Origin of the sequence: Wolbachia endosymbiont (group A) of Sympetrum striolatum (assembly GCF_947250715.1) — a bacterium.
GTDB lineage: Bacteria > Pseudomonadota > Alphaproteobacteria > Rickettsiales > Anaplasmataceae > Wolbachia.
Genome location: NZ_OX366342.1, coordinates 328,168 through 349,638, shown reverse-complemented (window position 1 = coordinate 349,638; position 21,471 = coordinate 328,168). Strand labels below are relative to the sequence as shown.

The following is a 21,471-nucleotide window of genomic DNA, read 5'->3' as shown; positions in this document are numbered from 1 at the left end:
ACGGTTACAAATAATTCACCATTTCTTCTGGTTTCACTATCCTTTCAAACTCCTCCTCAGTGAGCAGTTGAAGTTTTGCTGCTGCTTCTTTTAGAGTGATATTTTCTTTATAAGCAAGCTTCGCTATTTTTGCTGCATTGTCATACCCTATATGCGTATTTAATATAGTGACCAACATTAACGACTGATTCAGTAAATCTTTTATCCTCTCTTCATTTGCCTTAATACCAACTACACATTTTTCTGTAAAATTTAAACTTGCATCAGCTAAAAGTCTTATAGACTGCAAAACATTGTAAATTATCACTGGCTTAAACACATTCAATTCAAAATGACCGTTTGAACCACTAATGGTCACAGCAACATGATTTCCCATAACTTGAGTGCACACCATAGTTACTGCTTCACACTGAGTTGGATTCACTTTACCTGGCATAATTGAAGAACCAGGCTCATTTTCCGGTAACATTATTTCCCCAATTCCACATCTTGGACCAGAACCAAGCAACCTTATATCATTTGCAATTTTCATTAAACTGACTGCTACTGTATTGAGTGTTCCACTGAGCTCAACTAAAGCATCGTTTGCTGCTAGCGCTTCAAATTTATTGCCTGCTGAAGTAAATGGAAGATTAGTAATTTCTGCAACTTTGCTTGAAAAACCTTCAGCAAAACCCTTTTTAGTATTGAGTCCTGTGCCAACCGCAGTGCCACCTTGTGCAAGCTCGTATATACCACTTAAAGTTAATTTTACTCTCTCTATCCCCTTTTTAATCTGGGCTGCATAGCCAGAAAACTCCTGTCCCAGTGTTAGGGGCGTTGCATCTTGTAAGTGAGTACGTCCTACTTTTATTATATTTTTAAATTCCTGAACCTTATTATCCAGCACTTTATGCAATTTTTCAAGATTTGGAATAAGCAAGCAGTTTATTTGCTCTGCTGCTGCTATATGCATTGCTGTTGGAAAGGTGTCATTTGATGACTGACCATAATTCACATGGTCGTTTGGATGTATCGGAGATTTACTACCCAAATTACCACCTAAAATCTCTATTGCGCGATTGCTGATCACTTCATTCATATTCATATTAGTCTGCGTTCCGGATCCGGTTTGCCAAACAACAAGCGGAAATTCATTATTAAATTTGCCATCTATTACTTCCCTTGCGGCTGCGCAGATTGCGTCCCCTACCTTATTATCTATGCTACCCTGCTTCATGTTAACACGTGCTGCTGCAAGTTTTACTATTGCTAATGCTTTAATCAGAGGCTCTGGCATTTTTTCTGTGCCAATCTTAAAATTTTCTAAAGAACGTTGAGTCTGCGCTCCCCAGTAATGTTCACTTGGTACTTTTACTTCCCCTAAGCTGTCTGATTCTATTCTCGTTTTTCTATCCATATTTTCCTTCTTAGCGTCATGCAAACTGGTTCACTACATAATTTTTTCATGTCTACTTCTTGGTTAATTAAATCATACTAGATCCAAGTAGTCAAGTGTGACCTTACCCAGAAAAAGTAGAGAGAAAGTTAAGACGTTTTTGGAGTAAAATAAAACGTTTTTTCAAAATATGGCAAATAGTTTATTCTCTTTGTAAAAAACATTCCAAACTTTCTCTCCACTTTTTCTGGGTAAGGTCAGTTCAGCTATAGGCAGCAGTTTTCTGTATTTACTTTAAATTGAAGAAAGCTCAAATGAAAGATCGTGTTTTGCTAAAAATCACAGAATGCAGTCTGGTTACAATTATTTATCACTAGTGCCTAAAGTGATCTCCTTTATCCTCTCATCTGCTAGTATTTTTAATTCCTCACCGTATCTATAATAATTTCGCTTTATAACGTGTAACTCATCAGCAGAAGAAGAATCTAATTTAGGGTAATATTCGTAATCGCAATTTTCTTCGATGTCCTCAATGCTTATAGATGATGCTAAAAGTGGAAATAGAATTAATAGTAAAGTTAGTAGGATTCTTGTACACCACGTCCTGGGTAGCGCGTGACCAGAGAAAAAAAGATATGGATCCAAGTAGTCAGGGCACTGGGATGACAGAAGATAGTGCAAGAAATTTCGTAAAAAGCTTTTCATACCAACTATTTAAACTCAATTGTGTTATAAATATATTAATAGCGAAAAAAGAAAAACAAGGTTTAATTTTCTTTTTTATTTGCGATTTATCTATTAATTAAACGTGAAAGGTTACGTGTAATGCTCCTTCACATAATTATCAATAATTACCTTAAATTCTTCAGAGACATTATCACCTTGTAAAGTTTTGAAATATTTGCCGTCTTTGTAGACTGCTGAAACAGGTTTTTCTCCATATCCAGGCAAGCTGATTCCCAAATTTGCGTGTTTGCTTTCTCCAGGACCATTTACTATGCATCCCATAACAGCAATGCTCATATGCTCTACACCTGGATTTTTTTTCTTCCACATCGGCATATGAGTTTTTATATAGCCATTCACCTCTTCAGTTAATATACGAAAACGATCGCTACTCGTGCGCCCACAACCAGGACATGAATTAACCTGAGGGTTAAAGTGTCGCAAGCCTATAGACTGCAATATTTCCTGACACACCACCACTTCATTAGTACGCGATTCACCAGGACGTTGAGTCAAAGAAGCCCGTATTGTATCTCCAATGCCATTTTGCAATAAATAAGTAAGCCCTGCTGCGGTATTTACCACACCTTTATTGCCCATACCAGCCTCAGTTAAACCCAAATGTAGTGCATAATTGGAAGATTTTGCAAGTGCCATATAAACTAAAATTAAATCTTGTACTTTGCTAACTTTACATGAAATGATTATTTTGTTTGAATTTAGACCAATTTCTTCAGCTTTTTTTGCACTATCAAGAGCAGACATTACAAGTGCTTTGCGCAGTATAACGTCAGAAGGCCTTGAATTACTAAGCGAAGAGTTTTCATCCATCAATTTTTGCAAAAGGTATTTATCAAGACTACCCCAATTTACTCCAATTCTAACCGGAAGATTGTGCATTATTGCATACTCTATAACCCTTTCAAACTTCTCATCACGTTTGTCGCCAAAGCCTATATTGCCTGGGTTTATCCTAATTTTACCCAGCATTTTGATGTTGTCTGGATAATCTTGAACTAATTTATCTAGCTCATACTGACCACAGCCTACCAATATTTTACCGTCAAAACCTTCTTTATTTATCTCTTCTACTATATAAGGTATTGCCCTTGCTACTTCCTCTGAATTCAAGGCAATTCGCACCAATTCTGAACCTGTACGCGCTAGTTCTGTTATCTCTTTTGCATAATGTTTTGCGCTACTTTTTATATTATCAGAATCTATATGCACGCCAAGCGCCATAGATTGTACAACTATAGGATTATTTCCACCTATCTTTACTTTTCCAACTTCCACAACATGAGTTTTGTGCCTGGAAATCGGCAATAATTCATATGCATCATCATTCAATATCAGGTCTTTATCTAGCATATTATTAATGGCCAATATTGTGATACTATTTTACTGTGTCAGCTACGCTGCCAAATGAACTCGAACCATTCAAACTATAAGCATCTACGTTATCCAAATTAGCAATAGAATCATGTGAGCACGTTTTTCTTGATGGATTTTCTTTTATAGTGACATTTATAGGAGAAACTTTTTTTTCTCGTGTTGAAGTAACTTTCTTCCCTTCTTGTTGTTCACTTTCATGCTGCTCGCTTTCATACTGGGAAACTGGCTCTTGATCTATAAATACAGCACCCTTTAAACGTGCGATATTAATACCATGCTGATTTATCATAGCGCTCTCTTCATCGTCGACTATGCACGCTTCCATGTCATTTGGCTCATTATCAAGACTAGCAATTTTTTTCTCTTTTAATTTTTTGATTAGATCTTCTTTATTTATAGCTCGATCTTGTGACTTTTTTTTCTTGAGCAATTCCCTACGCTTCTCATACAGTTTATATGACTCAGCAAAATCCTCATCTGTATGAAAGTTTGCACCACCAGGGTTACCAGGAGGTATGTATCTCTTACTGAGCTTAGATTTAGCTTCAGCACTATGCACAGTAAAAAAGCTAGAAACCAAAAACATTAATATAAACAAAACTTTAGAAAAAACCCTAAGCATATGGTGCTATAGTAAATATCGTGTTTTAAAAGATAGCAATTAACAAACTTTAAGTAAACCAGAATCTTTACTAACTTTACAATACAAATATTTTTCTAAAAAGTGATATACTTACTATCAAAAACCTACATATGCTAAGAGAAGAGTAAGGTGCTACAAGTTGCGTAACACCTTCTCAAGAAGAGTGTTATGCAACTTAGTCTGGCATTTGCATATGCTTCTTTTCATTGCCATCGATAGCATCTACATTATTAAGTTTTGCGTCTGGTGTATCTTTAGACAAGTTCTTTTCTTTCTCCCTTTCACACTTAACTCCCTGATAGATACAGAATGCAACAAAAGAAGTTATCGCTATTGCGGCAACAGCACTGACTATGGCACAAATTAGTAGTGTTTTTTCTTGATCTGCTACTGCTTCTGTGAGTGTTTCCACTTTTTCTTCTAAACCTGTGAAGTTTTCTTGCAAGCCTGTAAACTTTTCTTGCAAACCATTGAATTTATCTGATAGATCTGTTGACAAACCGTCAAATTTACCTGACAACTCTGTAAATCTTTCTGATAAACCACCGAATTTATCTGACAGTTCTGTTACTTGTTCTGGCAAACCTTTGAAGTTTCCTAATAGCTTCTCTAGTTCTTCTACTTGTTCCTGCAATTTTGTTATGTCTGTTATGTCATTGCCAGACAAACTATACCAAGCATTACTCAAAATATTTGACATTTTTACCCCCTAATTAATTAATATATTACTATTGTACGTTCTCAGTACTTAAATTAGTATTAAATCAATTGTCATTATGTATTGATCTTTTAATAATTTTGTTTTACTTGCTTTTTGAAAGTGCAAAAACTTAAGTTAATGTATTACAAGGTTGCTATTCAACCAATATCTCTCTCTTTCCTGAGTAATTTGGAGAGCTGACAATTCCTTCTTTTTCCATTCTTTCAACAATATTTGCAGCTCTGTTATAGCCTATTCTAAGTTGTCGCTGAATGTAACTGGTTGAAACTTTTTGATCTCTTTGAATGATGGCCACTGCTTGATTGTAGAGGTCGTTTTCTTCATCCTCTGTTTCACCTTCTGATTCCACAGAAGAATTTTCATCTTCTTTGGTGATTTCCTCCATATAATTTGGCTCACCTTGCATTTTTAGATGATCAACTATATCTTGCACCTCATTATCACTTACAAATGGGCCGTGAACTCGAATGATCTTACCACCAGAGGCCATATAGAGCATATCACCCATACCGAGCAATTGTTCAGCTCCTTGTTCGCCAAGTATTGTACGGCTATCTATCTTAGAAGTAACAGCAAAACTGATTCTCGTTGGAAAGTTCGCCTTTATCACACCTGTGATCACATCCACAGATGGGCGTTGTGTTGCCATTATGATGTGTATTCCTGCAGCACGAGCCATCTGAGCTAAACGTTGAATAGAGCACTCTATCTCTTTGCCAGCAACAAGCATCAAATCTGCCATTTCATCCACGATCACTACAATATACGGAAATGTCTCCATCTTGATTGGTATTTTTTCAAACAAAGGTTTGCCTGTTGTTGAGTTAAAGCCAATCTGCACAACGCGCTCCAATTCTATTCCACTATTCATCGCTTCTGTGATTTTTTGGTTATAGTTTATTACATTGCGTACATTTAAATACGACATCATGCGATAGCGATTTTCCATTTCTTTCACTATCCACTTAAGAGCGATAACAGCCTTTTTTGGCTCTGTTACTACTGGCGCCATTAGGTGCGGTATTGCATCATATATTGAAAGCTCAAGCATTTTTGGGTCGATCATTATCATCTTACATTCATCAGGACTTAATCGATAAACGAGCGAAAGAATCATAGTGTTAATCGCAACTGATTTACCCGACCCTGTGGTTCCAGCAACGAGCAAGTGGGGCATTTTAGTCAGATCTGCAATAACTGGTTTTCCACTTATTTCTTTGCCAAGGGCAATTGGGAGATTTAAGTTTGCATTCTGGTATTCTTGTGATTCAAGCAAATCACGCAGCATTACAATTTCTCGTTCCTTGTTCGGCAACTCTATTCCCATAGCATTTTGCCCACGAATTATTGAAATACGTGCAGAGAGTGCACTCATCGAACGTGCAATGTCATCTGCAAGGCCAATTACTCTTGCAGATTTCGTACCAGCTTGTGGTTCAAGTTTGTATAAAGTCACAACCGGCCCATAGCATACACTGATAATTTTTCCTTGCACGCCAAAATCACTCAGGACTTGTTCCAGCAGAGATAAATTTTTATTGCTCTCCATTTCATTCAGCTGCTTTCTCTGCAAAGACTCCTCTGCTTTAGAAAGTAAATGAATGCTTGGAAACTCGAACTCACTGGAAGGTTTAAAAATTTCTTCGGTAGCTTTTTTCTGTCTTTCTTTTGGTTGTTGTTTAGTAGTGATTTTAGTTCTATGTTTTTCTTCTACTACTAATGGTGCAACTGAATATTCAGCAGTTTTATGTGATCTGAAGAATGGAACATTTACAAATAAGCAAGCTATTTTTTTACATAAGAAGAATAGAGAGTAAATTGCTCTCTTCCAACCAACCGATCCTACAAGACCTATTGATGTTACTATCACAAATACATAAAATGGGCAGTTATTAACGAGTGCATTCCCTATTATTCCACTGTGTCTGTACCTTGCAGTGATGCCTAGCGAAAGTTGTGGTAATATAGCACATACCCCTAAATTGATTAATATTAAATAGAGAATTTTCAGCAGTATTTTTGCTGGCCTGAAGATCAACAAGTAAACTATGGTTGTAGCTATTGTAACACTAGTTAATCCAAGAAATTGAACCAATATATCAGCTAAATATGAACCTACTATTCCACCTAAATTTGTCACTTCCTTATTTGTAGCCGTGTTTAAGGAAGGATCTTTATAGTTGTAGCTAAAAACTGATATATATACATATATTAAAAGTGATAGATATATTGCTGATTTTAGATATTTTTTTAACATCTACCTAAAGTAGTAAGCTACTGTATATTTTACAAAGTGAATTGTTATTAGCAATATCATTATAGATAAATCTAATCCATTGAACGGTGGTATATATCTTCTAATAATCTTTAGTGGTGGATATGTCAATTGGTTCAAGATGTGCATTATGCTACTGACAGTTTCATTATATATGTTCACCATATTAAGTTTAACCAGCCAGTTTAAGACAACCCAACATATTAGAATGAAGCTATAAAGATCAAGTAACGTGTTGAGTAGATATATAATTGGATGCATGCATATCTATTACACGAAAGTTATAATAAAGACAAGTATTTAGCCTTTTCAAACTCAAAATGTTGTTTTTGCTGAACCAAAAAAAACTTCATTTTTTGAGCTGCACCTAAGGTAGGAGGAAGGAGGGCTGTATAAAATATATTTAATGTTTCAGTAGGTCCAATATTGCCTGCTTGTAAATATTGTCCCTGTGTCCTATTGAAACAATAATTACTATACGTTTTGCAGTATTTACACGATAGACAATACGGTAATCATCAGCAACTTTTATTCTTCTATGTCCCTTTAATCTCTTGCGTAGCAACACACCGTTACCAATAGGATCAATCTCAAGATACTTTTTTATTGCGTCTTTAATACTTGGCTTTACATCTTTCGGCAAGAAAGGCAAATTTCTTTTAAGAACATGCTTTAGATATTTAATGGTGTATCGCTTATTTCCAGATGTCTTCACTATCCTCTACTTCTTCTGCATCATCAACATTTAACTCCCTAATAATTTTGGAAAATGCAATATCTTCCGCTTCAAGTTCGATTGCTTCCTTGACTAGCTTTTCTGTTAATTTTTGAACAGACTGCTTAGTGGCTCTAGCTAGTTCAACAAGATGCTGCGAAGTTTTTGGGTCAAAAGTTATACTAATTCCTGAATCTGCCATAAGTTTTACCGAAGCCTACTACCACAACTATTTTACAACATTTTTCTGAATTTTTCAATAAAGAAAGTTGATGATATGTAAGAAAAATTTTGCCACCTGCGTTAATAAACAATTAAAGATTTAGCATATTTGTCTACGATAGTATTCCTCTATTCTATTACTTAAGTTAGACCACTTTTTTCTATTAATATTTTTTGTTTACAAAGATGAGCAATTACTCACCACGCAGTTGATCTATGGATATAATACTACCGTTTGATAATTTTTCAGTACATTTTTCACTTTTGTATTCTTTATCAGAATCGATACTGATTTTGTCAAATATTAAAACATCTCCTGAAATTTTATCACGAAACTCACTAATAGCAAAAAACGGTATAGTAATTCGCTCTTGTTTTCCTTGAAAACTCAAACTGACGCTAAATTTATCCTCAGAAACTTTTAAATCATAGAATTGATGCTGTAATATAATAAGCATTTGAGTGGGGTATGACTTTTTCAAATGATCTGGCATGGTTACACCATTAAAATATGTGAAAAATAATATTTCTAAATGAGGGATAAAACCATTACCTGATATAACATCTAAAGTCTTTTTGATAACTTGAAACTTAGCAGAATTAAGCAATTTTTTGTAATCTGTTTGCTCCATATAACTTTCACATACATAAATTTTTGGGGAACTTCTGTTACCCGGCGTTCCCTGAACCGTGCTTATAGCAATGAAGTTATAGTGCTTAAATTAAGCAGCTATTGCAACATTGTCTTCAGCAGCAAAATTATCGTTTGCATTTAAATTATGAACTCTTAGCGGTGGTGTCTAACCGAGCAAAACTACCATCTTTACTATGCATGTCGATCCTTATTCGCCCCCATATAAATTAAAAATATGGTGGAGGCGCCGAGTACTGCCCTCGGGTCCAATACACCTATTACAGGGTGATTTTATTGCTATAGTACACAAAATGTACATAGCTATTATATAGCAACATTAAATAAATGTCAAGATATTATGACCTTAAGTTGATTTATTGCTAAGACAAAATTAAGATTTCCAGTAAAAAATTCTGTGACCTTACCCAGAAAAAGTGGAGAGAAAGTTAAGAAAATTTTTTACAAAAAGAATAATGAATCACAATGTTCAGGAATGCAATAATTAATAGCAGAATGCCTACGCTGTTTTTTGTAAAAATTTCTATGTATTCAAATATAGCAGTTCTAGCTTGTTGAACAGAGTGCTTAGGTCCAAAGTGTGATGGTATGATACATAAGAAATTGCCATCGAAGGAGGAATTATGGTTACACCTTTACAACTTTGTTATATTACGCAAAAAGACTCAAAACTCTCAAAACCTTATGAATTTATATGTAACCAGTGGACACAAGCATCCTGAATTATTTATACTAAATCCATACCATCACACTTTGGACCTAGTTCCTTATTCATTCTCACAATCCGTGAACGGTTACAAATACTGGAGTTTACCCTTTTTCTTGTTATTTTTTTAATCTATAGTTAGCATTCAAAACCATATTCGAAAAGTATCTCATATATTTCCAGATTTTTTCAATGCTGTTTATTTCATCCTCAACATTGTCTCTACCTTTATGAACTAAGTTACAATTTAGCAGCATTAAAAATTATAACGTATTCCTACCTCCAGAGTTGCATCTGGTATTTGTAATGCTTTTATACCACTTAGTTGCCCGCCTGCAGCAATACCAACTGCACCAACTATCTGTGGAGCAATTTCATAATCAACACCGACCTTCAGTTTATAGGAAATAGAACCCAGTATTTTATCTACTACAGATGCCTCCTCTGCAGCAGCTCCAGTAACCTCACCTGCACTCGAAGTAGTGGTAGCTCCTGGATCTTGAGGTTTTGAATCTTTGCTTTTACCACCTTCACCAAAGCCAAAAGGTATTACTTGTAAGTATCCTCCTAAACCTCCACTGACATATAGTTTAACGGGATCAATATCAAGGTCAGGGTAATAACGATAATTTGCCAATAAGCTAGCCCCTATTTTCCTTGTATCCTTATTAGCAATATCACTCATGTTAGCAAGAACCTCAAGTTCAAACTTAGAGTTTTTGTCATGATGATAACCAAAAACAACGCTAGGTTTCATTACAAAGCCACCACCCCATCCAGCACCAAAGTTTAAACCTGCATAGTACTGATCTTCTGACTTACTTGCACTATTATTAGCTGCACCTGCTAGAGATGAAGTAAGCAACACAGCCAAAACGCATAATCTCTTCATTTTCATATAACTCCTCATACAAAAAAATATATAATGCATAAGTATATATCCTTTATATTAAAAAAGATATAACCGCATGTCAAAAAAAGTATACCTACAAAGTAAAGGATGTGCTACTCGGATGTATCCGTTCAGCAGAATGGCAAAATAGGTAGACAAGCTAACGTATTTGTTAAGTTATGTGTAAACAGGAGGTTATGAGAAACTTGTAATAAAGTTGTATAACATAGCTGTTCATAGAGCTCACCCAAATCGGGCATATGCATTTGCAAAAGCCTGCAATCACTTTGCAAAAACCGATAAATTAGATGCAAAACTGTTGGAAAAATATGCTGAATTCATCGCAAAAAACGATGGGGTAAAAGACTTACTATTACCCACAAATAAAAACATAGTATTGTATTTACTCAAATAATTTAATTTTATTAACCTGAAAGCTTATTGGATTAAAATTATTAAACTAAGAGTTATAATTTTAGCAACTAAAAGCTGTAAATTGCACCATATAAACAGTTATTTCAAGCAAAAGTTATGCCATTAAGAGCTATGCAACAAACATTTATATTTGTGGGTAATAGTAAGATCTAAATCCGATAGAGCATTGTTGGCACACCATCAAAAGTCGCCTCAGACCTCTAATGCATCAATGTACAGACTTACACCTTTTAGTTGGTAATACCATTTTAGACGTTTATCATTCGTTTTAGAAAATACTATAGAATCCAGAAAAAAAACATGCCTAGACGAGCTATTTGAATGACATTAGTTGTTAGTTATGCAGCTAACAGCTTCACTATTACAACATTTGTTTACTGTTATGTCTGTAAGATACCCTACTATACCACCTAATGCTGCACCTGCAATTCCTAATAATACAGCAGTTGCAACTACTCCAATAGCAACAATCTCAGGTATAATTCCTATTGCAGCTAGTGTGGCTCCTACAGCACCAAATAATAATGCTAAGCCTATAACTCTTGGGGAAATTCCTGAAGCTTGTTTTTGTGGAGAATGATGATTCTTATTATCTGTTATAGGTGGCTGAGCACTTTGCTTTTCCACTGTATGTAAGTTATTGTTAGTTGCTTTTTCTTTGTGTTCATTAAATAATTTTACAAGCTTACTTTTCTTTTTAAAGTCGGCCCAACATGATGCACTGGCGTTTGACTCCCCCTTTTCTTTTTGACCACAAAATTTAGGGTCAGCGTCTGCCTTCAATAGTAATTTTGCAATTTCAATATCATGATCAGTTTCCACACTATCACTGTAAGCAATACATTGTAACATCTTACTTTTTTGCCTATTAGATGCATACGGTAAAAGCATTTCTACTGTACTCTGACTATATTTTGTAATATTGCCGATAATTAACTTTTCTTCTACAGAACCTACACCAATTTCAGCACCGTGTTCAAACAGTACCTTAACAACATCATTTTTGCTTTTTTCTAGAGCATAATACAGCGGTGTAAATTCAGATACACTACATGTATTAGGATCTGCTCCATGCTTTAGAAGCATACTTATGACATCAAGATTACCTAGATCACATGCAATATATAAAGGGGTGCCAATACCTTCCATCAAAATATTAACATCTATTGCGTTAAGTTGTGAGCATAGCTCGACACTGCTATTATGAGCTGATATTGAATTGTTAGCGCTATACTTTGATAAAACTTCTTCAAGTAGCTCTATCCAACCTGATTCAAAATTGCTGCAGGAATTTTTTACAATGTAGTGCAATATTGACTCCCCAGTCCATGAATCAAAAGGTCTGGTTTGTGAATTGATATTTTTGACTTTTTCTAACAAAATTTTTGTCTTGGCTAGATCTTTATCATCAAGAGCCTTAAATAAATCAACCTCTTCTTCACTTAGATGTGAGCCGTAGCGCTCTCTAAGAAATTCTTTTGCCCAGTTTTCAAAATATTCAGCCAAGTTGTCAATCCAATCATCATTAGGCTGTTTGCTAATGAATTCTTCAGTCATCTCGCCTATTGATATTTTATATGCTACTGATATTTCTTTAAACTTTTCTGTTGCTGTCTTTTGCTCTTCTTGGCTTTTATCTGACCATTTGTCGGGATGCCATTTCAATGCAAGCTTGCAATATGCCTTCCTAATCTCTTTTGTGCTTGCACTCTCTGACAATCCTAATACTTTGAATGCCTCTTTACGTATTTTTGGAATCATACTCACTCCCCCAATCAAATTAATTTAGTATAATACTATACCAGTTTAATCCACAAAAATCAAACGAATATTTTCAAAACAGTGCTAAACTTAGGCTGCTATGACAAGAACAGTTGATGTATTACTACCACTTCCAATTGATCAGTTATTTTCGTATGCAATTGAGGAAAATACTGAGATTTTACTTGGAGATTACGTAGTGGTGCCATTTGGCAAAAAACGCTTGATCGGAATAGTTTGGAAATATAGTGACAAGAGTGGTCGAGCATTAAAATTTATTGAGCAAAAAATCGATTTACCAAATATTAGACCAAAATTGATTACATTTGCAGAGTGGGTTGCGCAATACAACTTAATACCTATTGGTATGCTTGCCAAAGTGATAATGGGAGGAGTGTTAAAAGTAAACCAAATAGATAAATTGGTTTGTGCTAAGCAGAAGCAGGAAATAAGTGAAATAAGTTGCCAATTAAACCCTGAACAGCAGATAGCTAGCGATAAAATAATAAGCAGTTTGAATGAGTATTCAGTGACTTTGCTTGACGGTGAGACAGGATCTGGAAAAACGGAAGTTTACTTATCCGCAATTGCAAAATTGGTAGAAACTGTAAACAGTGCACAAATTTTAATCCTCTTGCCTGAAATTGTTTTAACTTCACAATTGGTAAATCGTGTTCGCGGTCAGATATCAAAAAACTTAGCTGAATGGCACTCAGGTCTCACTCCAAAAACTCGCCGGAATAATTGGCTCAATATAGCAAGTGGAAATGCGCAGATAATTATTGGTGCACGGTCAGCGCTTTTTTTGCCTTATAAAAACCTAAAATTGATTATCATTGATGAAGAGCACGACTCATCTTTTAAACAAGAACAGGGAATTATATATAATGCTCGAGATATGGCGATAATCTTAGCCAAATTTGAAAATATTCCGATTATTTTATCATCAGCAACTCCACTGCTTGAAACGATTCATCATGTTAAAAGCGGGAATTATAATCATGTAAAGCTAACCAAGCGATTCGGTGGTGCAGAATTGCCACTCATTAAAGTAGTAGATATGAGGAACAACAAGCAATGGATCTCCTCTGAGCTTTTTGAAAGCATCAAACAAACCATAGAGAAAAAACAGCAGGTTATGCTCTTTTTAAACCGCCGAGGGTATGCACAACTGGCAGTTTGTAAAAAGTGTGGATATAAAATTTCCTGCTTAAATTGTGCTGTTTGGCTTACATATCACAAGAAAAAAAATGCTCTTTTGTGCCATCATTGCTCTTATCAATTAAAACTCCCAGAAAAATGCTCTGATTGCCAGAGTGAACAGTCATTTTCCCTTTATGGCGTAGGAATTGAAAGGTTACTTGAAGAAATGGTGAAATTAATACCAAACGCAAAAACTGCGATGATAAGCAGCGATCAGAAGTCGGTTAGTAACGTAATTGACTTGGTACTGAAAGAAGAGGTGAACATTATAATCGGCACACAAATAATTGCTAAGGGGCACAATTTTCCTAAATTAACTTTGGTTGGAGTAATGAATGCAGATTTGAGTCTCGAAAATTCTGATTTAAGAGCAGCAGAAAAGACGTATCAATTGTTGCACCAAGTTGCAGGCAGGTCAGGAAGGTTCAATGAAAAAGGAATGGTAATAGTGCAAACCAATAATCCTGAAAGTTCAATAATAAAAGCATTGCTACATCAAAAAAGGGACTCATTTTATGAAATTGAACTTAAGTCAAGACGCGAAGCCAAAATGCCACCATTTAGCAGATTAATAGCGCTTATAATTTGTGGTAAGAATCAGATTGCGACACAAAAAGCAGCGAATGAAATAGTAAAATCTCTTCTCTGTCATACAAGTAGCTCAACTACTTGTATTCAGGAAAAAAATGTAAGTGCAGACAAAAAGGAATTTGAAATTCTTGGTACATCACCAGCAGCAATAAATTTCTTAAATAATAAGTATCGGTATAGGGTGTTGCTAAAAATACACAATAAGCACAGTCTATCTATACAAAAGAAGCTGAAATGTTGGATTAAAAATTGTAACTTGAATTCGAGTATTGCAGTGATAATAGATGTTGATCCTGTGAGTTTTTTTTAACGAGTTCCGTTAAGCCTTCTTGCCAATTACCACAACATTCTCACTGGGAAAAAAATAATCAGGTACAACCATATTTTTTGGTGCAGGTCCCCCAATTACTCGGCCTGATGTGTCATAATATGAACCGTGGCAAGGGCAGAACCAACCGTTACCATCTTTTGTAGCGTGATCAATCGGCACACACCCAAGATGTGTACATATTCCGATCATGATTAACCATTCATCTTTTTCTTCGTATACTCTCTGCTCATCTAATTGAGGATCCCTCAAGCTCTTCACATTCACAGCTCTTGCAGCCTCAATTTCTTGCTTTGTGCGTCTACGAATGAATACTGGTTTACCTTGCCACTTTACTTTTACTCCGTGTCCTTCCTGAATTCCAGACAAATTCACCTCCACTGTGGAAGTTGCTAAAACTTCAGCAGAAGGATTCATAGACTTAACCAGTGGCCAAAGTCCACTTGCAGCTCCTATACCTGCCATAGCGCATGTAGTTAATGTTATAAAATCTCTCCTACTCTTATTTTTAGTAAGATCTTTAACAGGAGGTGTTTTTTTATCCTCTTTATTTGCCAGTGGTTTTTTATTTTTAGTTAAATTTTTGTCCATTGATCTCTACTTAGCCATAAGTATATATTTTAAATTAAATACTGCGTATTAATCAACAAAAACTTGCGCTTTTTGTTTAACCTGTACTACAGTTGAGAAGAGATAGAGTTTTCAACTTCAGAAATACTATCTTCAGTGGAATCAGGATCTTCAATTTTCGCTACTGACACCACCTTTTCTCTACTCTCTGTTTTAAACAGAGTGACTCCTTGAGTGCTACGTCCTGCAATTCTGATATCATTTACTGAAATACGAATTAACTTTCCTTTATCTGTAATAAGCATGATATTATCACCCTGCTCAACTGGAAAACTAGCAACAACATTACCGTTTCTGTTGGTAGTAAGAATATTGGTGATACCAACACCACCCCTGTTAGTTATTCTATACTCATACGCAGAAGTTCTTTTACCAAAGCCATTTTCGGTAATAGTTAATATAAACTCCTCATTCACTGCAAGTTTTAAGAACAATTCGTTATCTATTCCTAAATCATTCAAAGTCTTTTCCAATTTAGAATCAATGGAGTTATTAATTGCAGTCCCCAGTCTTTTTGCAAGTGGAACTTTTAAGTAAAGTTCTTTTGTTTCTGTTGCTACACCTATCCCATTTAATATGGTCATGGATATCACGCTGTCATTCTTTGCAAGTTTGATACCTCTTACGCCATCTGAATTGCGACTTTTAAATTGACGCACATCACTTACAACAAATCTGATACTTTTGCCGAATCTTGTTGAAAGAAAAACATGATCAATTTCATTGCATACTTTAACTGATATTAACTTATCTCCTTCATCGAGCTTGATTGCTATTTTTCCATTGCTTGGAATATAGTGAAAATCCGCTAAAGAGTTGCGCCTTATGTTCCCATGAGCAGTAGCAAAAACTATGTTTTGATTTTCGTCATTTTCACTTGGTAATGGCATTATATTAGTTATAGTTTCACCATCGCTAAGCGGGAATATATTAACAAGTGCTCTTCCACGTGCAGTTGGCTCTGCAAGAGGTAACTTATAAACTTTTAATCTATAAACTCGGCCAATATTAGAAAAGAATAAAAGGCTAGTGTGGGTATTCCCAACAAATAATTTTGTGGTTACATCCTCTTCTTTTAATCCTTGTCCTAGCTTTCCTTTTCCACCACGACGCTGAGTTCTATAATGAGAAAGCTTCACACGCTTGATATAACCATTCATAGTTACGGTTATCACCATATCCTCTTGTGGAATTAGATCTTCAGCTTCAATGTCCGTATCTGATTCCTCTATTGAAGTTTTTCGCGGCACAGCAAATCTGTTCTTTATTTCTTGTAGATTGTTTTTTATTTCTTTCATCAACTTCTCTCCTGAGCCAAGAAAAGCGATATATTCTTTTATCAGGTTGATCATTGAACTTAGCTCAGCTTCTAATTTGTCTTTTTCAAGGCCTGTTAAACGTTGCAATTTCATGTCAAGAATAGCTTTCGTTTGCAGCTCAGTTAATCTATACACTCCGTCTTTCAAAAAGCTTGTGCTGTCTGAGATTAATCCAATAATTGTGTTTATCTCAGCTGAAGTTTTCCATTCTTTATTTAAAAGTTCTCTACTTGCTTCCGCAGGATCTTTTGCACCACGGATGATTTTTATCACTTCATCTATGCTCAAGACCGCAATGTAGAGCCCTATATATATATGAGCTTTTTCCCTCGTTTTTCTTAGACGAAATTCTGTTCTCCTGATTAATACTTCTTTTCTAAAATCAACAAAAGCAGCTATGATTTCTTTTAATGACATCAAAGCAGGCCTGTTGTTGAGGACTAAAGTGTTAACACTAAAACTACTTCTTAGTGGAGTTAGTCCCAATATTTGATTAAGTATAAAACTTGCTTCAGCATTTCTTCTGAGGTCAATTACTACTCTAATACCAGACTTATCAGACTCATCCCTAATTTCTGTTATGCCATCAATTCTTTTTTCTTTTACAAGCTCACCTATCTTCTCAATTAATTTTACTTTATTTACCTGGTAAGGTATTTCATCAATCACTATTGCTTGCCTATCTTGTGGCAGGTCTTCCATGTGAGTCTTGCCTTGCACAACAATTGATCCACGACCCGTTGCAAATGCTGATCTTATTCCAGACCTTCCAAGAATCGTTCCCCCAGTTGGGAAATCCGGCCCTGGCATCACTTCAAGTAACTCATCCAAAGTAACTTCAGGATTATCTATATATAACATACAAGCATCTATTATTTCTCCAAGGTTATGAGAAGGAATATTGGTTGCCATACCAACTGCAACACCGCTTGCACCATTTACCAATAGATTCGGAAATTCTGCAGGCAGTACAACAGGCTCTGTTTCATTTCCATCATAGTTTGGCCTAAAATCAACTGTATCTTCGTCAATATCATTTAGTAAGAAGTGCGACACTTTGTGAAGCCTTGCTTCTGTATATCGCATCGAAGCGGGTGGATCTCCGTCTATCGAACCAAAGTTACCTTGTCCATCAACAAGTGGTAAAAGAAGAGAGAAATCTTGGGCCATTCTAACCAAGGAATCGTAAATAGCTGCATCACCATGTGGGTGATATTTCCCCATTACATCCCCTACTATACGAGCCGCCTTTTTATATGGCTTACCAGCATCGTATCCAGCCCTTGACATTGCATATAATATGCGCCTATGAACAGGTTTAAATCCATCTCGCACGTCAGGTATAGCCCGGCTTATGATAACGCTCATTGCGTAGGAGAGATAAGAATCTTCCAGCTCTTTTACTATTGAGATTGGTACTATATTATCCTGCATTTTCTATATTTTGATTGAAGTAATTAATAATATTAACATTCAGTTAAGCAAATGGGCAATGACAGACTTGAACTGCCGACCTCCTCGGTGTAAACGAGATGCTCTACCAGCTGAGCTAATTGCCCCTTTAGATGTAATTCTATAGCTCAATATTATTATTGTAAACAAAAATAGCGATAAATTAGATTTAGGTAAGCTATAAGCTTTTATGAAATCTTTGGGTGCGTGCTGTGGAGTTTTATAAATTTTAGTCTTGCTGTCACTTTGTATAAAGATATTTTTTCACTCACATCTTTCGAAGTTGTAGCCATGTTCAACAACTTTAAGTAGAATATTGTAGCATTTTTAAAATCTGAAAGTTTATCTAGAATAACAGCTAAATTATAGGTATAAAAAATATTGTTTTCATCAAGGGAAATAGCAGTTGTCATATACTCTTTACCTTTTACATAATCCTCCTTTTTCATATAAATCAGACCTAAATTTGCTAATAAAGGAGCATAATTTTTATGTATATCATACAATTTCAACATTTCACTCAACGCCAGATCAGGATCATATTGTGAGATTATCGTCAGAAAATTTTTTAATATGTAAGGGTTACTAGGGTATTCTTTTAACAGTCTTGTGTAAATCTCTACAGCTTTTTTGTATTCTTTATTAGCGTAATAAATATTTCCCAATCCAATTAAAGCATTTTTATGATAAGGAAACTTTGTGATGATCTGATTAAGGAGAGAAATAGCTGTTTCATTATCTCCTGACTCAAAGGAATCTTTTGCTTTTTTTAAAGTAGAGTATATGTCAAAACTCTTGCCAGAATTCTGCGCAATTTTGATATTAAATTTGTCACTTTTTCTCTCAATAATATCAAGATCTTTATACTTTTTATCAGCTTTTATATGCTTGACAACACTATCAAAGGCCTTCTGTATCTCCAAATTTTCACTAGCATAGGTAACAGAAGACCTCCATAAAATCACAACGCAAATTAACATGCAGACAAACATAGATCCTAGTGTTGTGGCATTGGCTGCAGCGTGTAACCAGTAAACCTTATTTCTTTGAGCTATGCGTAACACATTACAAATTCATAAATGCTAAATTACCTATCTCATACAATAATAAAGATATTATTAATTAGCGATGCTGCGTAGAATGCACTTATCTTTTGTCTTCCATATTTCGCTCTATTAGACTTCTTGCATAACCCAAACTTAAGTAGAAAAAAGGCAAATAGTTATTATGGCTCTAAGTTTACCGACGATAAGAACCGTCATTCAAGTAGCTCCTCCCTGCCATCTAAGTAGCCTTCTACTTGTATCTTGTCAAAAGCATCTAATGTTTTAAGCTTAAGCATTAGGTGGAGAAGGGAGGAACTCTGTGCTTCTTCTTAGATATAAAATCTGTAGAGGAGATAAGAATTCCCTTCTCAAAAGTATAGGCTGGACGGTATCGTAGAAAGACCTGAATGGTTCTAATTCTGTATTCACAAGACTAGCCTTACTTTTCATTTTTAATGGTAACGTATGGGGTTATATATGATCAACAACTTTTTGGGCATAGATATATCAAAAGATCGCTTTGATGTTTTTCTCTCATTTATAAGCAAAAAAGGAAAGCGTGAAACTAGAAAAAGAAGCTTTAAGAACGATGGTTTCAAAGTCTACTGAATTTTCTACACAAACATAATGTAGAAAAAGTAAAAACCTGCATGGAATCTAATGGTTGTTATAGCGAAGCACTGGCTGAATTTCTACACAATGCTGGACATTTTGTAAGTGTTGTAAATCCTTATTGCATAAAATCTTATGCAAGGAGTAAGCTGATACGACAAAAGAATGATCAGACCGATGCAGAAGTTATTGCTGATTATTGCCAAAGACAGGAACCTTCTAGTTGGACACCACCTTCTCCTGAAATGAAAAAATTAAAACATCTTTATCGTTGCTCAGTTGCGTTAAAAGATGAGTTAACATTAGTAAATAACCACTTAGAAAAAAAAGAGAGACTGCCTAAAGAAGTTGCAAATGCTTGGGAAGACCTTGCAATGAATATAGCTCAAAAAATAGAAACAATAAAAAACTCCGTACGTGAACTATTAAATCAACACAAAGAATTGTTGGAAAATTTTCAACTTCTATTGACTATTCCAGGCATAGGAGAAGAATCAGCAATAGCTATTTTAGCTGAAGTTTCTGATATAGAGGTTTTTAGAGATGCCAGGCAATTGGCAGCATATACAGGAGTTATACCACGAAATATGACGTCAGGTTCCTCTGTATATGCCAAACCCAGATTAAGTAAATCCGGTTCACAAACATTACGTAAGGCACTTTTCTTTCCTGCCATAGTAGCTAAGAATCACAATCCTATCATTATGAGCTTTTGCCAAAGATTAAAGGAAAAGGGTAAGCATAATATGGCCATCGTTGGTGCTGCAATGCGTAAGCTACTCCATATCATTTTCGGTATTCTGACATCCAAAAGTGCTTTTGATCCTAACCATATCAAAAACTACAGGGCTAGGAGGTTGACTGAAGGTTTAGTACTTTAAAATCAAAAATGCTTCCTATCTATCTTATGTAAAGTGGTATCTTACACAAATTTATTGAATGTTGTTGGTTAGTGGATATGTTGATAAGTAAACTTCATCTGTTTTGTGCGTATAAAACTAATTTACTTATCAACATATCCACTAACTATAATCTGTGTACTGTTACACAATTGGAAGTATTTTTTGATTTTATGATGCAACTTGGGAAATTTTATAATTTTTTTGTTGACTAACAAGACGGTATCTCCTGTCATTCCAGCACCTTCTTCCTGTTATCTGAGTAGCTGACACTGTACGAACATTGTCTATCAGGAAGGTGTCATGCAAGTAGCTGACACTGGTTCTTTTATGACGGTGTCATTCTAGTCTGGAATCCAGGAAACTTAATTGCAAGTAATGCATTGGGTTTGGTGAGTATAAAAGTGTTGTGTTATGGCTAACGCTGGCTAGGTTTTCCTGCATCATACCGCCGCGGTATCTCTAGATCCCTCTAACAAGTAGCGGGATGACGATTGTCAGGGTGTCATTCCAGCGCCCCTATAATGTCATCCCAGTACTCCTATAATGTCATCCCAGTGCTCCTATAATGTCATCCCAGTGCGTGACACTGGGATCTCATTTCACTCTATAATAGCAGTGCTCCTTTCTTGTCATCCCAGTACTGATTAGCTATAAAATTTAAGAAGATATTTAAGAAATTTACCAAGCGGAAAAAAAGGCAAAAGAAGCCCCGTGGTGCGAGTTTTGACTCTATATTACTGTAAGTGGCGCTGTAATAATGTGCTAACGCTTAAAATAAGCGCGATTTGGCTGAATGTAGAAAAAATAAAAAAGACATGCAGCCGCTATAATTTTATGTAATCCGCCAATAAATACCCTGAGTTTTTA

17 protein-coding genes, 1 tRNA gene, 1 other RNA gene and 4 pseudogenes are annotated in these 21,471 nt (G+C 35.4%); 4 read left to right on the top strand and 19 right to left on the bottom strand.

Annotated features, from left to right (window positions below; genetic code table 11):
- Positions 1 to 4: 4 nt before the first annotated feature.
- From fumC to OOK87_RS07500, 12 genes and pseudogenes are all read right to left on the bottom strand, one after another.
- Positions 5 to 1,399 carry a class II fumarate hydratase gene (gene fumC, locus OOK87_RS01715; protein WP_253309912.1) on the bottom strand — a complete coding sequence of 465 codons (1,395 nt, stop codon included), beginning with the start codon at positions 1,397 to 1,399 and terminating at the stop codon, positions 5 to 7.
- A gap of 342 nt (positions 1,400 to 1,741) precedes the next feature.
- Positions 1,742 to 2,083 (bottom strand): hypothetical protein, encoded by a 342-nt coding sequence (locus OOK87_RS01710; RefSeq protein WP_264687880.1) that lies wholly within the window; start codon positions 2,081 to 2,083, stop codon positions 1,742 to 1,744.
- A 111-nt stretch (positions 2,084 to 2,194) separates the two neighbouring features.
- Positions 2,195 to 3,475 (bottom strand): flavodoxin-dependent (E)-4-hydroxy-3-methylbut-2-enyl-diphosphate synthase, encoded by a 1,281-nt coding sequence (gene ispG / locus OOK87_RS01705; RefSeq protein WP_264687879.1) that lies wholly within the window; start codon positions 3,473 to 3,475, stop codon positions 2,195 to 2,197.
- A gap of 25 nt (positions 3,476 to 3,500) precedes the next feature.
- Positions 3,501 to 4,121: a TRP75-related protein gene (locus OOK87_RS01700; protein WP_253309909.1), complete on the bottom strand. Its 621-nt coding sequence runs from the start codon at positions 4,119 to 4,121 to the stop codon at positions 3,501 to 3,503.
- 196 nt (positions 4,122 to 4,317) lie between these two features.
- Positions 4,318 to 4,842, bottom strand: a complete 525-nt coding sequence (locus tag OOK87_RS01695; protein ID WP_253309908.1) for a GAS domain-containing protein — start codon at positions 4,840 to 4,842, stop codon at positions 4,318 to 4,320.
- 154 nt (positions 4,843 to 4,996) lie between these two features.
- Entirely contained in the window at positions 4,997 to 7,120 is a 2,124-nt protein-coding gene (locus OOK87_RS01690) for an FtsK/SpoIIIE family DNA translocase (protein ID WP_264687878.1), read from the bottom strand.
- Positions 7,121 to 7,399 carry a YggT family protein gene (locus OOK87_RS01685; RefSeq protein ID WP_006279515.1) on the bottom strand — a complete coding sequence of 93 codons (279 nt, stop codon included), beginning with the start codon at positions 7,397 to 7,399 and terminating at the stop codon, positions 7,121 to 7,123.
- Positions 7,400 to 7,541: 142 nt separating this feature from the next.
- Positions 7,542 to 7,853 (bottom strand): type II toxin-antitoxin system RelE family toxin, encoded by a 312-nt coding sequence (locus tag OOK87_RS01680; RefSeq protein WP_264687877.1) that lies wholly within the window; start codon positions 7,851 to 7,853, stop codon positions 7,542 to 7,544.
- Positions 7,834 to 8,055 carry a hypothetical protein gene (locus OOK87_RS01675; protein WP_264687876.1) on the bottom strand — a complete coding sequence of 74 codons (222 nt, stop codon included), beginning with the start codon at positions 8,053 to 8,055 and terminating at the stop codon, positions 7,834 to 7,836. The genes OOK87_RS01680 and OOK87_RS01675 overlap by 20 nt, the downstream gene beginning before the upstream one ends.
- A 214-nt stretch (positions 8,056 to 8,269) precedes the next feature.
- Positions 8,270 to 8,707 carry a ClpXP protease specificity-enhancing factor SspB gene (locus tag OOK87_RS01670; protein ID WP_264687875.1) on the bottom strand — a complete coding sequence of 146 codons (438 nt, stop codon included), beginning with the start codon at positions 8,705 to 8,707 and terminating at the stop codon, positions 8,270 to 8,272.
- Positions 8,708 to 8,729: 22 nt separating this feature from the next.
- Positions 8,730 to 9,065: a transfer-messenger RNA gene (gene ssrA / locus OOK87_RS01665) on the bottom strand.
- A gap of 103 nt (positions 9,066 to 9,168) precedes the next feature.
- A pseudogene (locus tag OOK87_RS07500) lies at positions 9,169 to 9,296 on the bottom strand (IS3 family transposase); the annotation flags it as partial.
- 80 nt (positions 9,297 to 9,376) lie between these two features.
- On the opposite strand from OOK87_RS07500, the pseudogene OOK87_RS07400 reads away from it, so the two are divergent.
- Positions 9,377 to 9,564, top strand: a pseudogene (locus OOK87_RS07400) (hypothetical protein); the annotation flags it as partial.
- 125 nt (positions 9,565 to 9,689) lie between these two features.
- On the opposite strand, the gene OOK87_RS01660 reads toward OOK87_RS07400, so the two are convergent.
- Positions 9,690 to 10,331 (bottom strand): hypothetical protein, encoded by a 642-nt coding sequence (locus OOK87_RS01660; protein WP_264687874.1) that lies wholly within the window; start codon positions 10,329 to 10,331, stop codon positions 9,690 to 9,692.
- Between the two features lie 156 nt (positions 10,332 to 10,487).
- On the opposite strand from OOK87_RS01660, the pseudogene OOK87_RS01655 reads away from it, so the two are divergent.
- Positions 10,488 to 10,701 (top strand): annotated as a pseudogene (locus OOK87_RS01655) (IS110 family transposase); the annotation flags it as partial.
- Between the two features lie 386 nt (positions 10,702 to 11,087).
- Here OOK87_RS01655 and OOK87_RS01650 read toward each other — a convergent pair.
- Positions 11,088 to 12,521 carry an ankyrin repeat domain-containing protein gene (locus tag OOK87_RS01650; RefSeq protein ID WP_264687873.1) on the bottom strand — a complete coding sequence of 478 codons (1,434 nt, stop codon included), beginning with the start codon at positions 12,519 to 12,521 and terminating at the stop codon, positions 11,088 to 11,090.
- A gap of 100 nt (positions 12,522 to 12,621) precedes the next feature.
- Here OOK87_RS01650 and priA point away from each other — a divergent pair, with 100 nt between their 5' ends.
- Positions 12,622 to 14,625 (top strand): replication restart helicase PriA, encoded by a 2,004-nt coding sequence (priA, locus tag OOK87_RS01645; protein WP_264687872.1) that lies wholly within the window; start codon positions 12,622 to 12,624, stop codon positions 14,623 to 14,625.
- Between the two features lie 9 nt (positions 14,626 to 14,634).
- Here the strand turns inward: priA and petA are convergent, their stop codons facing one another.
- The 4 genes from petA to OOK87_RS01625 all read right to left on the bottom strand — a co-directional run bounded on the left by petA (position 14,635) and on the right by OOK87_RS01625 (position 19,108).
- Entirely contained in the window at positions 14,635 to 15,234 is a 600-nt protein-coding gene (gene petA / locus OOK87_RS01640) for a ubiquinol-cytochrome c reductase iron-sulfur subunit (RefSeq protein ID WP_264687871.1), read from the bottom strand.
- An 86-nt stretch (positions 15,235 to 15,320) separates the two neighbouring features.
- Positions 15,321 to 18,026, bottom strand: coding sequence for a DNA gyrase subunit A (gene gyrA, locus OOK87_RS01635; protein ID WP_264687870.1), 2,706 nt, complete (start codon positions 18,024 to 18,026; stop codon positions 15,321 to 15,323).
- Between the two features lie 52 nt (positions 18,027 to 18,078).
- Positions 18,079 to 18,151, bottom strand: a tRNA-Val gene (locus OOK87_RS01630).
- An 81-nt stretch (positions 18,152 to 18,232) separates the two neighbouring features.
- Complete coding sequence (locus OOK87_RS01625; RefSeq protein ID WP_264687869.1) at positions 18,233 to 19,108, bottom strand: tetratricopeptide repeat protein; 876 nt, start codon at positions 19,106 to 19,108, stop codon at positions 18,233 to 18,235.
- A gap of 459 nt (positions 19,109 to 19,567) precedes the next feature.
- On the opposite strand from OOK87_RS01625, the pseudogene OOK87_RS01620 reads away from it, so the two are divergent.
- A pseudogene (locus OOK87_RS01620) lies at positions 19,568 to 20,583 on the top strand (IS110 family RNA-guided transposase).
- Positions 20,584 to 20,705: 122 nt separating this feature from the next.
- Here the strand turns inward: OOK87_RS01620 and OOK87_RS01615 are convergent.
- Positions 20,706 to 20,837: a hypothetical protein gene (locus OOK87_RS01615; RefSeq protein WP_264687719.1), complete on the bottom strand. Its 132-nt coding sequence runs from the start codon at positions 20,835 to 20,837 to the stop codon at positions 20,706 to 20,708.
- Between the last annotated feature and the right edge of the window lie 634 nt (positions 20,838 to 21,471).